Source organism: Acinetobacter sp. YH12039 (assembly GCF_013420015.1).
Lineage (GTDB): Bacteria > Pseudomonadota > Gammaproteobacteria > Pseudomonadales > Moraxellaceae > Acinetobacter > Acinetobacter amyesii.
In genome coordinates this window covers 1-12,892 of record NZ_VOZA01000065.1, presented here as the reverse complement: position 1 = coordinate 12,892, position 12,892 = coordinate 1, and the positions used below count along the sequence as shown (strand labels likewise).

The window sequence follows — 12,892 nt, the reverse complement described above, 5'->3', positions numbered from 1 at the left end:
ATAAAGAGTTCCTGTACCGCCATACTGTCAGCGCAGTGCGGTATCGAAAGGTGCAATCTCTAAGATTGCATGGGTCGCAAAGATTCCCCCACCATAGCTCTTAGCTTGGTGGTGGGAGTATGTCAATGCCGATTGTTTTCCATGGTCAAATCACAGTTGTAACGTTATCCATAGCGTTTAAGCAGTTTTACAAATTCTTCCAGTTCTGCTTCATTGATTTCAACATCTTGAGGCAATACATGATGGCGTAAATGTGCTTCGATTAATTCATTCATTAATCCATTTACAGCACCTTTGATGGCCGCAACCTGTTGTAATACCTCAATACACCCTGCTTCGGGTTGCTGTAAAGCCAGTTCAACCGCATTGACCTGACCTTGTAGACGTTTAACCCGATTTAAAATCTTTTTGTCCTGATGTAAATGACTCAACACTTTCTCCCGAAAATAAATATACTATGGGGGAGTATATTTAAGCATAGAACCTAATGAAAACTTCCCCATCCATCCGAATTCATCATCATCAATTTGATGAAGGTAATCCACTCGCACAAAAACGGATCTTAATTGCCACTATTTTAACGGCAGTCATGATGTTGTTAGAAGTCATTGGCGGTTGGATTTTTAATTCGATGGCATTATTGGCAGATGGCTGGCATATGAGTTCACATATGTTGGCATTAGGCTTGGCCTATTTTGCCTATCGTGCGGCACGCCACTATGCTCAAGACGCTCGTTTTAGCTTTGGAACTTGGAAAATTGAAATTTTAGCGGGCTATAGCAGCGCGATATTATTGATGGTTGTTGCTGCATTTATGGCTTTTCATTCGGTGGAACGCTTATTCAACCCGGTCCAAATTCATTATAACGAAGCAATCCCTATTGCGATTTTAGGTCTGGTGGTGAACTTGATCTGTGCTTGGTTATTGCATGATGACCATCACCATCACCATCACCATCACCATCACCATCATGAGCATAGCCATGAGGAGCAGCATGATCATCATCACGATCTCAATCAGAAAGCAGCCTTCATGCATGTGGTTGCTGATGCGGTGACTTCGGTATTGGCGATTGTGGCTTTATTTGCCGGAAAATGGATGGGGTGGGGATTTTTAGATGCGCTATTGGGGATTGTTGGTGCAGTGCTGGTCGGTAAGTGGGCCATTGGCTTGATGAAAGAAACAGGACAAACATTACTGGATGCGGAAATGGATCACCCTGTCGTTGATGAGATTCGAGAAGTTTTAATGCAATTTCCTGTCGACGTCGATGTAACTGATTTACATGTGTGGAAAGTGGGTAAAGGTCAGTTCTCGTGTATTGTAGCTTTAGAAACCAGTCAGGCGTTGAGTGCCGATGAAGTCCGCCAAGCGCTGTCGATTCATGAAGAAATTGTGCATGTGTCTGTTGAAATTAATTCACCTGATGCAGCGTAATATGTTCCACGTGAAACGGCATGTAGCTATTGCGTAATGAACTGAAAAAAGCCCAAGACTTTCACGCGTTAAGGCTTAGAATGCTGAATCAATTAAATGTTGAAGTTCGGTCTATGTTGAAAAAAATATGTGCGTTGGCGTTAAGTACCATCCTTTCGACTTTTGCTTTGGCAGATGCGGCACACGTTCAAAAGCTCTTGGGAGAAAAGCACCCCAGTTTAAAAATTGAGAATATTCAAAGTACAGAAATGCCAGGCATATATAGTGGCTTTGTTGAAGATCAAGTTTTGTATTTGAGTGAAAATGCGGATTATGTGATTGCAGGTTCTATGATCCGTTTAAAAGATCAAAAAAATCTGACCAAACAATTGATCCTCAGTCAGCAAAAAACTGAGTGGAATAAACTACCATTACAAGATGCGATTAAAACTGTCAGGGGGAATGGGAAGCGCCAAATCGCGATCTTTTCTGACCCAAATTGCCCATATTGTAAGAAGCTTGAAGTAGAACTGGCAAAACTTAATGATGTGACCATTTATACTTTTGTCACAGCCATAAAACCGCAGTCGTTGGCGCCATCGAAGCAGATTTTTTGTGATTCAAACCCTGCTATGGCCTGGGATAATTTAATCAATAAGGGAATTCAACCGAAGTCAGCGAAAAGCTGTGCAAACCCCATTGATCGAAATTTAAAATTAGCAAAAAGCTTAAAACTAAGTGGTACACCGGGAATCGTCTTTGCCAACGGTTCGATCTTAACCGGTGCTTACCCTGCTGCTGAATTAGAATCGATGTTAAAAGAGATCAAATAATTTCAAGCTGTACGGCATGAATAAAATATAAATAAAAAAATACCCGTCTACAGGCGGGTATTTTAATGGCGCTATAAAAATTAGACGCGGTTTTTTTTCGTTACAAGGTTATAGATAAACAACACGATGATCGCACCAATGACGGAAGCGATAAATCCTGCAGCAGAATTTTCTCCATACAGACCTAATAAACGTCCGCCATAGGTCGCAAGTAAGGAACCTGCTATCCCGAGAATGGTGGTCATGATGAAACCGGCTTTGTCATCTCCAGGATGGATCGCACGTGCAATTAAACCAGCAATAAAACCAACAACAATCGCAACAATGAGTGACCACATAGTAACTCTCCTTTTGTTATCATGTATTTGTTTTTTACGACATGTTCAATCTTTATCTTTAATCAAAACTAAGCTGAGCTACAGCCTAAACATGCAAAAAACTGTTGTTTTTTTGTTCTGAAATAGCAAGAAAAGTAAAAAAAAAGTGGCCTTAGGCCACTCTTAAGTATCTGATCTTGCTTAGAGACCAATTTCGCCAATAAATGGAATGTGACGATATTTTTGATCATAGTCCAGACCATAACCTACGATAAATTTATCTTCGACTTCAAAACCTAAAAATTTCACTTCGAGTTCAATCTCACGACGTGAAGGCTTGCTAACCAAAGTACAAAGCTCGATTGAATTTGGATTGCGCGTCTGTAAAATTTCTAAAACTTTGCTTAAGGTATTTCCTGAATCGATAATATCTTCAACCACCAAGACATCTTTATCTTTAATGTCGCCGTCTAAGTCTTTTAAGATTTTTACATCACGAGTAGATACGGTCCCACCGCCATAACTTGAAACGGTCATGAAGTCGAGTTCATGCGGTTTTGAAATTGCGCGGCAAAGGTCAGCCATAAAAATAACAGAACCGCGTAAAAGACCGATTAACACCAACTCTTTGTCGCTGTTAGCATAGTGTGCATCAATTTTTGCGCCAAGCTCTTTCACTTTAGCTTGAATTTCTTCAGTGGAAATCAGTACGCTCATTTGAACAGACATGGGTAGATACCTAAAAAAGCAAATCAAAAAAATAAAAAAGGTGTTGACTTGCAACACCTCTAAAGATGAACCAATTTTAATACATCTGGCTCGCAGATGCATCTTTTTTGCCGTTGAAAATGTAATCAGTTTTTCTTGGAAGTGCTGTCACGCTTGAGTAAGCACAAACAAGCGACGGCAATCAGTCCAATTTTCAACGCTGTTTTTCGTCTCGGTCGAGCCGTTTTATGCTTTGACATACGCACATTGTCCAAACACATAGGTGGCATGGATATTACGATCATCACCCATCAGCATGAGGGCAAATAAAGCATCTTCCAGATTTTTGGCACGTTGTTGACGTAAGGCTTGTAAAGCCGTGGCATTTAAATCGAGCACCACAAAATCTGCTTCTTTGCCCAAATCAAAGTTTCCAAGTTTGTCCGCTAGATCTAAGGCTTTTGCTCCCCCTAAAGTGGCATGGTACAGCGCTTCAAATGCGGACAGTTTATCGCCTTGAAGTTGTTGAACTTTGTAGGCTTCATTGATGGTTTGTAGTTGGTTAAATGAGGTGCCTGCGCCAATGTCTGTGCCTAAGCCGACTTTCACCTGTTTTTCCCATGTTTTCTTTAATGGAAATAAACCACTGCCTAGGAACAAGTTCGAGGTTGGACAAAACGCGATTGCAGAGTTGGTCTGATGCATACACTCCCACTCGGCATCTTCCAAATGCACGCAGTGCGCAAACACGGAACGTGATCCGGTCAGACCATAATGATGATAAACGTCCAAATAGCCGTTTTGCTCAGGGAATAATGATTTGACCCACGCGATTTCATTTTTATTTTCACTTAAATGCGTATGTACATAGACATCAGGATACTCGGCTTTTAGCTCCCCTGCCCGTGCCAATTGTTCAGGCGTTGAGGTTGGGGCAAAGCGAGGCGTGATGGCATACAGGTTACGGCCCTTTCCATGCCACTTTTTGATGAGTGCTTTGGAGTCGTTATAGCCACTCTCTGCAGTGTCACATAATGCTTCAGGTGCATGTCGATCCATCATCACTTTACCGGCAATTAAGCGCATCTGATGCTGTTCTGCAGCTTTAAATAAAGCATCGACCGATTGTGGATGAACGGTACAAAAAACAAGAGCTGTTGTGGTTCCGTTTTTGAGTAACTCGTTTACAAAGAACTGTGCAATTTGCTCTGCATAAGCCGGATCTTCAAATTGGATTTCAGTTGGAAAGGTATAGGTATCGAGCCATTCCAATAGCTGTTCACCATAAGCCCCCATCATTTCCGTTTGTGGATAATGAATATGGGTATCGATGAAACCCGGAACAATCAATTGATCAGGATAATGCTGTACTTCAACCTGATCTGGGAGATGGTGTTGGCCCTCAGACCATGGACCGAACCATTGAATTTTTCCGGCTTGCGTAATTAGCAAACCATCTTCGAAATAGCGCACTTGGTCGTGAATTTCACGTGCTTGGGCAACTGTATTCTGAATATCTAGAAAGCGACCACGGATCGCTGTAGATGCGATAACAGAAGACATGACATACCTGCAGTTTAGAATTTTTTCGGTTGATTGTAGCCCAATTTGGTTCAAAATACCGTTAGAGTATTTGTGAAAATGTGTTCTAAAAAATAGAACAGTTGTTTATAAGTGATTCTGTTTTTTTGTTCATTGTATTTGATTTGAATAATACAAAAGCATTGAGCTGTATACATTGCATCGATGAATGAATAAAGACCATGAGTCGCAACGCTTGCTATATTGATCTCAAGAGCGCCCTTTAAAAAACGATAATGAACCCTTTAGTGAACATGAGCTATTCAGACCAATTAAAACATGACCTATTTCAGCATCAAGGCATCATGCAGATTTTACATGCCCTGTATGCCATAGATACACAGGCTTATTTGGCTGCAGGCGTGGTTCGTAATTTGATTTGGTCACAGCGACATCAACAACAAATACAGCTGATTGCTCCTTTGGGTTTAGATGATTTATTTGAGTTAAATGTCCGCTGGAACCCACGTTTAGTCAGTCAGGCGACTTTTTTGCAGCGTGTGCAGCAAAAAAAATTTTTACAACGCTGGCCGAAACTCAAACTCTTGATGACGCCTAAAGCTTAGTTCATGGCTTCGTGTCAGAATAAAAAGCCTTCTCGAAAAGAAGGCTTTTATTTATCTAAGCGTTTTATAGTGTGGTTTCATGGTACTTCTTGCTGTGTCGGATCGATAACCACGCAGTGATGGCTAAGGTCACTACAATAAAGCCGAGTGAAATCCAAATTGGCATGTGGAACACATCGAGCAACAGCATTTTAGCGCCAATAAACACGAGGATAATGCCCAGACCATACGGTAAGTAATGCATTTTCGATGCAGCACCAGACAAGAGGAAGAACATAGCACGTAGACCCAAAATCGCCATCAAGTTTGCCGTCAGTACAATGAACGGGTCAGAGGTAACCGCAAAGATTGCTGGGATTGAGTCAACCGCAAAAATTACGTCAGATGCTTCAACCAAGATCAACACTAAAAAGAGCGGCGTTGCCCACAAGACACCATTTTGACGAACGAAGAATTTATCTTCATGCATTTGAGGAGTAATACGCATGTGTTTACGTAGCCACTTCAAAATCGCCATATCTTCGATATCTTTGTCGTCTTCGTCTGAACCCTTAAGGAATTTAAAGCCGGTATACACCAAGAACGCACCGAAGAAGTACAGTACCCAAGAGAATTCTTGAACGAACCATGCCCCAATAAAAATAAAGATGGTACGCAGTACAATTGCGCCGAGGACACCGTAGAGCAACAGTTTACGCTGCAAAGCAGGTGGAATGGCAAAAGCAGCAAAAATCATGAGCCAGACAAAAACGTTATCAATTGCGAGTGATTTTTCGAGCAGATAACCAGCGAAATATTCCATGACTTTGGTGTTTGCAACAGCGACACCAGCGGTTTGCTGTAAGTAGAGCCACAATGCACCACCGAATAAGGTAGCCACAGAGACCCATGCAATACTCCAATAGGCAGCGGTTTTGACTTTGATTTCTTGGCCTTTGTTATTTTTAAAGCCTAAAAAGTCGATGAGTAGCATGATGGTGACTAAACCGAAAAATGCCAGATATAGCCATAAAGAGCCAATCGTTTCCATGTGTATTCTCCACATCTAACAACCAGCCATAAAAAAACCTCGACCAGTTGCCAGACGAAATAAAACGCCTGAGACAACATGATCAAGGTCTTGCCTACATCGTACTGTAATGATTTTCAGCAGCGATGCTCAGATACCGACTTTTTGCAAAGTGTAATGACGATATTCTGACACGTAAAACAAGGTTTACGTTTGGAGGAGGCTACTCCCCTTGTTCAAATTTTGTTTTGGACACTGTCCAAATATGCGGCAAAGCATGACAGTTTTTAGTACAAAGTGCAATCGGCAATTTGCGAATTCATTTAATGTGCCATGGGAGGATTAAAATCACCACGTTGTACCAACGCTAAGGCTAAAAGTGTGCCGATCACCGCGATGATTCCTCCGATCACGCCAATATAGCTCAAACCGAAATGTACGCTGACCATGCCGCCCAAGAGTGCGCCACCGCCAATGCCGACATTATAAAGTCCTGAATAGATAGCCATGGCGACATCTGTGGCATCGGATGCGAGATGCAGCGTCTTTGACTGTAATGCGAGACTAAATCCAATGATACTCATGCCCCACAATAAGCACACCGCACTCACACCTGCAAAACTCAAAGAAACAGGAAGCAACAGCAGCATGGATAAAGCCAGTGTGGCTGTACTCAAAGGAATTGCAACTTTAGGATATTTCCCACCAAATTTCCCAAAGAGATAAGATCCCAGAAAGCCTGCAGCACCAAAGATTAATAACAACGTGGTAGTTTGCATGGAACTGAATGCAGCAATGTTGAGTGAGAACGGTTCGATATAGCTATATGCGGTAAATTGCGCGCTAATTACGATAATGGTTAATGCAAAGACCATCATTAAGCTTGGACGGCGAATAAACTGTTTTAGGCTGCTCAGCGAACCTGAGTTCAAACTCGGCAGTATTGGCAGCGTTTTGGCTAAAATCAGGCAAACGATACTGGCGCCAATGCTAATCAGAGCAAAGGTATTTCGCCAACCATAGACTTCTCCAACCATACGCCCAAACGGAATACCGAGAACCATCGCCAAAGCCGTGCCTGTGGCCAAAAGCCCCAAGGCTTGAAATTCTTTGCCTTTCGGTGCAACACGAACCGCCAGCGATGCAGTAATTGACCAAAAAAGTGCATGTGAGAAGGCAATGCCGATTCGACTGAGCAATAAGGTATTAAAGCTCCATGCGAAATACGACAGAACATGGCTGATAATAAACACTATAAATAAACAAATCAGGAGCGAGCGACGTTCAATATTTTTGGTCAATAACATGATCGGCAAAGAAATCGGCGCAACCACCCATGCATACAGCGTAATCATGATACCGACATCGGTTGCGGCTAAGCTAAAGGTTTTGCCAATATCGCTGAGCAACGCGACAGGTACAAATTCAGTGGTATTAAAAATAAATGCTGCGAAAGCCAAAGCAATCACAGCCGTCCAAGAGCCAGAAAAAGCCGTTTCGGAGGGAGAGGCAGACATGAGTGTCTTCAAATAAAAAAAGTGGCATATTTTACTATGCTGTATACACAAGCAGGAACCGATTTAAGCCCTGTACATGCGGTTTAAATTAATACAAAAACAACAGAGTTGACCTGCATTACATGCCAATTTATAAAAAAATGGAGGAAATTTAAGATGTTTGTACAACAAGATGATGATCAAAAAAAAGGAGCTTTCTTTGTTGAGCAAGATGGGGAGCGTTTGGCAGAGATGACTTACTCATGGGCAGGCGATGATAAATTTATTATTGATCATACCGATGTCAGTGATAGCTTGCGAGGACAAGGTGTTGGACGACATCTCCTCGATGCAGCAGTGAATTTTGCTCGGGAAAAGAACGTGAAAATTATTCCACTCTGCCCTTTTGCAAAATCTGTATTTGATAAAGATGAATCGATTCGTGATGTTCTACGCTAAATTGTACAGCGTGATGTAGATTAATCATTTGGATAAATAAAAACAGCCTGATCGTATTGCGATCAGGCTGTTCTTTTATTTGAAATCTAATTGTGAAATTGAATTAAGATCGTGATTTATACAGCGATACAACCAAGCATGCTGCAGCAATGAGTAATACAAAGATGGCGACAAGATAAAGGTCCATAATAAAAATATCCGGCAAGTGTGATTTAATTGTTTTTTAATTAATGTGAAAGGTGTACGGATTTATTATCACCTACAGTTGAATATAGGTCGTTTAAGTTCTGTACCGATCACTTTCTCGTTTGTTACACGGTGTATTTTTTCATAAAAAGGAAGAAAAAACAGTGACTATGCAACATCAAGATAACGGTCAAAAAGGTGAATTTTTTCAGTTAAATGCTGAGGGTATACGCCTCGCAGAAATGAGTTACTTATGGCGTGATGAACACACTATTGTGGCAAATCACACGTGGGTAGATGATTCCTTACGTGGGCAAGGGGTTGCTCGTGTGTTATTGGATCATTTGGTGGAATTTGCTCGTGACAAACACTTAAAAATTATCCCAACCTGTTCTTATGTAGAGGTGATGTTTCGCCGAGACAAGACATTAGCCGATATTCAAGCCTAAAAAAGCCCGCGATGCGGGCGTTTTATCAGTATGAAAATTTAAAAACTGCGTTGTGCTCAATTGAGCTTGAGTTTCAACAGCGTTGATGGTGTTTTGACGATATGTGGCCACAATTGGAACAAAATTGAGCAGATCAATATTCCTAAAACCAAGCTTAAACACATGATATTTAATAAAGCAAAATCATTCAGCACAAAATAAATACTGCCAATGGTCATCATCATCAGTAAATAAATAAGATAGTGAGGAATCACGGTGCGCAGTGTTATTCCTAAGATAAGCGAGCAAATCACGACATTTAAAAAATCTGAAATGCCAAAATTATTCAGGATGATTAAGGCAGCAAAATATACACAAGTGATCGATAAAAATATGAATAAATTTTTGAGCATGGGAGACCTCTGTATTCATCCTCAAAGAGGAATCGTTTCATTGTTTTAATGTTGATCAGTTTAAAAATTTGAAGCTAATTTCGGTATCCGTGATATCGGTTTTCTGTTGTAAGTTAAAAAGCACATTTGATTAAAAAACATACAAATCTACACTAATTCTGTGGCTCATCCCACGTTAAAATCATGCAAATACTTGAAGAATAAACACAATGATACAACTCTGTTATGCCAGTACGCGTGTAGAACAACAATTTGATTTAATACAAGATTTAAGTGATATTTTGGTGAGAGCCCGCAGCTTTAATACTGAAAAAAATATTTTTGGCGTGCTGTACTATGCAGAAGGCCGGTTCTTCCAATGCCTGCAAGGTGAGCAAGCGGCACTCGAACAGCTTTTTCAGCATATTATGCAAGATACGCGGCATCGGGATATTGTGCGTTATCCTGATCAAACTATTGATCAAATCGATTTTTCAAAATGGTCGATGAAATATGTAAATCGACATAGTGAAATTGCCAGTTTATTCCAGCGCTTTGGACATTCAAGCTTTCAACCAAACCTGCTTAATACGGAACAAATTCAGGCGTTTTTAACGACATTGTTAAGATTAGAAAATGTTGAACAGCCGGTTAAGCTGGATTCAGGCTATAAAAACCGAGGCTATCAGCATTATTTTTAAGCTGAGTGTGAATAAAATAAAAAAAGCCCGCTTCGCGGGCTTCTTTCATTTTATCCAGTTGATTTAGGCTTTTAATGCACTGATCAACTTCTGATGTAAACCACCAAAACCGCCATTCGACATAATCACTACAGCATCGCCCTCGCCTGCCTCGCTTACGATGGTTTGGATGATGTCATCCAGTGAACGTGCCACGACAGCTTTATTCGCAGCAGCTTCAATCACGGGTTGTAGATCCCAATCCAAACCTTCAGGTTGATACCAAATCACTTCATCCGCTAAGCGTGCAGAATGTGCAAGGCCATCTTTATGGCTACCCATGCGCATGGTATTAGAACGTGGCTCGATCACCGCCCAAAGCTTACGTTGACCCAGACGCTTACGCGCACCTTCTAACGTGGTATCAATCGCCGTTGGGTGATGTGCAAAGTCGTCATAAACCTCAATGCCACGGACTGTGCCCAAAAGCTCCATACGACGTTTGACACCGCCAAAGTTTGAAAGCGCTTCACACGCCATTTCAATCGAAACACCGACATGTTCAGCCGCAGCAATGGTTGCCAAAGCATTGGCTACACTGTGTTGCCCAGTCATATTCCATTTGACTTCGCCTTTCACAACACCATGCTGTAGCACTTTGAAATGTGAACCGTCAGCAGACAATTGTTCTGCATACAATTCAGATTTGTCATTGGCATCTAAAGATGTACGCACGACAGGTGTCCAGCAGCCCATTTCCAAGACTTCATCAATTTTTGTTTCGGTGATGGGCGCAATAATACGGCCTTCACTTGGAATAGTACGAACCAGATGATGGAATTGCTTTTGAATCGCCGCCAAGTCATCGAAGATATCGGCATGGTCAAATTCAAGGTTATTTAAAATTGCTGTTTTAGGATGGTAATGCACAAACTTAGAACGTTTATCGAAGAATGCGGAATCGTATTCATCGGCTTCTACACAGAAATATTGACCACCGCCTAAACGTGCACTTTCACTAAAGCCTAAAGGTACGCCGCCAATCAAGAAGCCTGGATTTAAACCTGCTTGATCGAGCACCCACGCCAGCATGGTTGTGGTTGTGGTTTTACCATGTGTGCCTGCAACACCTAACACATGTTTGCCTTGTAGGACGTGGTCTGCAAGGAACTGTGGGCCAGAAATATAAGGCAGGCCTTCGTTCAACATGTATTCCACAGCATCAATACCACGTTTCATAGCATTGCCGACAATCACGAGATCTGGATGTGGTTGAAGATGGCTACGGTCATAGCCTTGCATTAAGGTAATGCCTGCATTTTCCAATTGGGTAGACATTGGTGGGTAAACGTTTTGGTCTGAACCCGTGACCTTATGTCCTAAATCGCGCGCCAAGAGCGCCAATGAACCCATAAAGGTGCCACAAATACCCAAGATATGCAGATGCATTCGTTCTAACTCCACTGCTTTTACCGACACATCACTTTGTTATTGTGGTGTTGTCATTATAGATTTGGTTGAAAAAGTTAATTTCATTTGAGAGCAACCATAGCAAGGGTCTTAGCGAAAAGATAGATTTTTTTGTATGAGATCGTACAAAAAGATTGAGCTCGTAACTGATCAAATGTGTGTGATTTTCTTAATGATAAAAACACGGAAAATAGGCGCGAAATTGTGATGAAAAACGTACAATAAGCGCAATTTTTTGCGATCTTGATTGCTTATGTCACTTGCCCTGTTTTTATTGATTATTTCCAACTGTTTTATGACTTTGGCCTGGTATGGGCATTTGAAGTTTTTACATGATGCGCCGCTTTGGCAAGCGATTTTATTTGGATGGGCGATCGCGTTACTCGAATATAGTTTTATGATCCCAGCAACGCGATTGTTGGCCAAACATGGGTGGTCTTTGGGTCAAATGAAAATCACACAAGAAGTCGTGACGCTATTGGTCTTCGTTCCATTTATGATTTTCCTTTTTAAACAGCCCTTTAAATTGGACTATTTGTGGGCAGGTTTATGCCTTTTTGGGTGTGTCTATTTCGTGTTTCGCAGTGCTTAACTGATCCGATGCCGCATGGGTCCGATCATTTAAGTGAGGCGTGTTTGCAGGCATTTTTGAGGACTTTACTAAACTCACGGTCTCTTGGAGTGGGATCTTCATAGTCAAAGGCATAATCACTCTCACTGGTCAGTACAGTCATTTGACCGTCTGCTTCAAAGTTCATGAGTGCAAAAACATAGCTACACGATATTCTGAAATTGAATACATTTTATCACGGCCATCATCTGCTTTGTAATAGCCTGTCATCTTGACCGACTCACGTTCATCAATGATCGATTTGCCAGTGACTAAAAATTTTTCGTGGATGTAGCCATTACTCTTAATCTGGCTGTTATAGCCTTTTTGTTTCTGTAAGAGGTTAAATTCTATTTCAAATTGGCTGGTATTGAGTTGAACCAGTTGGGCAAAACTCTGAGAGCTTAAGGCTAAAGTGAGCAGGATGAAGATCTGTTTCATCTTTAAAGTGTCTTATAAATATTGATTTAATAAAAGTTTTTATAAAATTGAAAAAAATAAAAATAATTTTATAAAAATATTATGGAGTTTTCTCTTTAAAGACAACCGTTAAATTTTATCAAATGGAGCGTAGAACTCTGTCCTTCAGGTCAGAGATATAAGCGACACGACATGAAGTGTCGTTTGATTTAACTAAGGACTATTTTCCTTGAGTTTTGATTGTTAATATAAGTACATGAAAACCCTTAAATTACGTATAAAAGACAAACATTGCAAGGTGTTAGACCAACTAGCATCAG

Annotated in this window: 17 protein-coding genes; 8 read left to right on the top strand and 9 right to left on the bottom strand. The window is 41.1% G+C overall.

The features are described from left to right. Positions 1-164 precede the first annotated feature (164 nt). Entirely contained in the window at positions 165-431 is a 267-nt protein-coding gene (locus tag FTT98_RS16155; protein WP_180009138.1) for a metal/formaldehyde-sensitive transcriptional repressor, read from the bottom strand. Between the two features lie 56 nt (positions 432-487). Here FTT98_RS16155 and dmeF point away from each other — a divergent pair, with 56 nt between their 5' ends. Continuing rightward, a complete protein-coding gene (gene dmeF, locus FTT98_RS16150) occupies positions 488-1,438 on the top strand; it encodes a CDF family Co(II)/Ni(II) efflux transporter DmeF (RefSeq protein ID WP_180177567.1) in 951 nt (316 codons plus the stop codon). 113 nt (positions 1,439-1,551) lie between these two features. Beyond that, positions 1,552-2,250, top strand: a complete 699-nt coding sequence (locus tag FTT98_RS16145) for a DsbC family protein (RefSeq protein WP_180005557.1) — start codon at positions 1,552-1,554, stop codon at positions 2,248-2,250. An 80-nt stretch (positions 2,251-2,330) separates the two neighbouring features. On the opposite strand, the gene FTT98_RS16140 is transcribed toward FTT98_RS16145, so the two are convergent. The 3 genes from FTT98_RS16140 to guaD form a co-directional block, all read right to left on the bottom strand. After that, a complete protein-coding gene (locus FTT98_RS16140) occupies positions 2,331-2,588 on the bottom strand; it encodes a GlsB/YeaQ/YmgE family stress response membrane protein (RefSeq protein ID WP_180005556.1) in 258 nt (85 codons plus the stop codon). 180 nt (positions 2,589-2,768) lie between these two features. Continuing rightward, positions 2,769-3,296, bottom strand: a complete 528-nt coding sequence (hpt, locus tag FTT98_RS16135; protein WP_078194457.1) for a hypoxanthine phosphoribosyltransferase — start codon at positions 3,294-3,296, stop codon at positions 2,769-2,771. A gap of 225 nt (positions 3,297-3,521) precedes the next feature. Then, positions 3,522-4,838: a guanine deaminase gene (guaD, locus tag FTT98_RS16130; RefSeq protein WP_180005555.1), complete on the bottom strand. Its 1,317-nt coding sequence runs from the start codon at positions 4,836-4,838 to the stop codon at positions 3,522-3,524. A gap of 254 nt (positions 4,839-5,092) precedes the next feature. Here guaD and FTT98_RS16125 point away from each other — a divergent pair, with 254 nt between their 5' ends. Next, positions 5,093-5,422 carry a nucleotidyltransferase family protein gene (locus FTT98_RS16125; RefSeq protein WP_373683091.1) on the top strand — a complete coding sequence of 110 codons (330 nt, stop codon included), beginning with the start codon at positions 5,093-5,095 and terminating at the stop codon, positions 5,420-5,422. Positions 5,423-5,486: 64 nt separating this feature from the next. On the opposite strand, the gene FTT98_RS16120 is transcribed toward FTT98_RS16125, so the two are convergent. After that, on the bottom strand, positions 5,487-6,452 hold the full coding sequence (locus FTT98_RS16120) for a TerC family protein (protein ID WP_180005553.1): 966 nt from the start codon (positions 6,450-6,452) through the stop codon (positions 5,487-5,489). A 302-nt stretch (positions 6,453-6,754) separates the two neighbouring features. Next, positions 6,755-7,948 carry a sugar transporter gene (locus FTT98_RS16115; protein WP_180005552.1) on the bottom strand — a complete coding sequence of 398 codons (1,194 nt, stop codon included), beginning with the start codon at positions 7,946-7,948 and terminating at the stop codon, positions 6,755-6,757. 132 nt (positions 7,949-8,080) lie between these two features. Between FTT98_RS16115 and FTT98_RS16110 the strand changes: the two genes are divergently transcribed. The 4 genes from FTT98_RS16110 (at position 8,081) to FTT98_RS16095 (ending at position 10,093) form a co-directional block, all read left to right on the top strand. Further along, positions 8,081-8,386, top strand: a complete 306-nt coding sequence (locus FTT98_RS16110) for a GNAT family N-acetyltransferase (protein ID WP_347269446.1) — start codon at positions 8,081-8,083, stop codon at positions 8,384-8,386. A gap of 350 nt (positions 8,387-8,736) precedes the next feature. Continuing rightward, the gene (locus tag FTT98_RS16105; protein WP_111885720.1) at positions 8,737-9,021 is read left to right on the top strand and encodes a GNAT family N-acetyltransferase; all 285 of its coding nucleotides are present in this window, start codon (positions 8,737-8,739) and stop codon (positions 9,019-9,021) included. Positions 9,022-9,276: 255 nt separating this feature from the next. Then, the gene (locus FTT98_RS16100) at positions 9,277-9,462 is read left to right on the top strand and encodes a hypothetical protein (protein WP_168379504.1); all 186 of its coding nucleotides are present in this window, start codon (positions 9,277-9,279) and stop codon (positions 9,460-9,462) included. Between the two features lie 160 nt (positions 9,463-9,622). Further along, on the top strand, positions 9,623-10,093 hold the full coding sequence (locus FTT98_RS16095; protein ID WP_180005550.1) for a BLUF domain-containing protein: 471 nt from the start codon (positions 9,623-9,625) through the stop codon (positions 10,091-10,093). Positions 10,094-10,156: 63 nt separating this feature from the next. Here the strand turns inward: FTT98_RS16095 and mpl are convergent, their stop codons facing one another. After that, positions 10,157-11,521, bottom strand: a complete 1,365-nt coding sequence (gene mpl, locus FTT98_RS16090; protein WP_180005549.1) for a UDP-N-acetylmuramate:L-alanyl-gamma-D-glutamyl-meso-diaminopimelate ligase — start codon at positions 11,519-11,521, stop codon at positions 10,157-10,159. Positions 11,522-11,795: 274 nt separating this feature from the next. Here mpl and FTT98_RS16085 point away from each other — a divergent pair, with 274 nt between their 5' ends. Continuing rightward, positions 11,796-12,134 (top strand): DMT family protein, encoded by a 339-nt coding sequence (locus tag FTT98_RS16085; protein WP_078189529.1) that lies wholly within the window; start codon positions 11,796-11,798, stop codon positions 12,132-12,134. A 25-nt stretch (positions 12,135-12,159) separates the two neighbouring features. On the opposite strand, the gene FTT98_RS18195 is transcribed toward FTT98_RS16085, so the two are convergent. Continuing rightward, positions 12,160-12,300, bottom strand: coding sequence for a hypothetical protein (locus FTT98_RS18195; protein ID WP_227591843.1), 141 nt, complete (start codon positions 12,298-12,300; stop codon positions 12,160-12,162). Further along, positions 12,297-12,593 carry a hypothetical protein gene (locus FTT98_RS16080; protein WP_227591842.1) on the bottom strand — a complete coding sequence of 99 codons (297 nt, stop codon included), beginning with the start codon at positions 12,591-12,593 and terminating at the stop codon, positions 12,297-12,299. Before FTT98_RS16080 ends, FTT98_RS18195 begins: the two co-directional genes overlap by 4 nt. Positions 12,594-12,892: the final 299 nt, after the last annotated feature.

Bases quoted from the DNA above. Each gene is read 5' to 3' on its own strand.
- FTT98_RS16085 (WP_078189529.1), top strand. From the start codon at position 11,796: ATGTCACTTGCCCTGTTTTTATTGATTATTTCCAACTGTTTTATGACT.
- FTT98_RS16115 (WP_180005552.1), bottom strand. From the start codon at position 7,948: ATGTCTGCCTCTCCCTCCGAAACGGCTTTTTCTGGCTCTTGGACGGCT.
- mpl (WP_180005549.1), bottom strand. From the start codon at position 11,521: ATGCATCTGCATATCTTGGGTATTTGTGGCACCTTTATGGGTTCATTG.
- FTT98_RS16145 (WP_180005557.1), top strand. From the start codon at position 1,552: ATGTTGAAAAAAATATGTGCGTTGGCGTTAAGTACCATCCTTTCGACT.
- dmeF (WP_180177567.1), top strand. From the start codon at position 488: ATGAAAACTTCCCCATCCATCCGAATTCATCATCATCAATTTGATGAA.
- FTT98_RS16095 (WP_180005550.1), top strand. From the start codon at position 9,623: ATGATACAACTCTGTTATGCCAGTACGCGTGTAGAACAACAATTTGAT.
- FTT98_RS16120 (WP_180005553.1), bottom strand. From the start codon at position 6,452: ATGGAAACGATTGGCTCTTTATGGCTATATCTGGCATTTTTCGGTTTA.
- FTT98_RS18195 (WP_227591843.1), bottom strand. From the start codon at position 12,300: ATGAACTTTGAAGCAGACGGTCAAATGACTGTACTGACCAGTGAGAGT.
- FTT98_RS16125 (WP_373683091.1), top strand. From the start codon at position 5,093: ATGAACCCTTTAGTGAACATGAGCTATTCAGACCAATTAAAACATGAC.
- hpt (WP_078194457.1), bottom strand. From the start codon at position 3,296: ATGTCTGTTCAAATGAGCGTACTGATTTCCACTGAAGAAATTCAAGCT.
- FTT98_RS16080 (WP_227591842.1), bottom strand. From the start codon at position 12,593: ATGAAACAGATCTTCATCCTGCTCACTTTAGCCTTAAGCTCTCAGAGT.
- FTT98_RS16140 (WP_180005556.1), bottom strand. From the start codon at position 2,588: ATGTGGTCACTCATTGTTGCGATTGTTGTTGGTTTTATTGCTGGTTTA.
- guaD (WP_180005555.1), bottom strand. From the start codon at position 4,838: ATGTCTTCTGTTATCGCATCTACAGCGATCCGTGGTCGCTTTCTAGAT.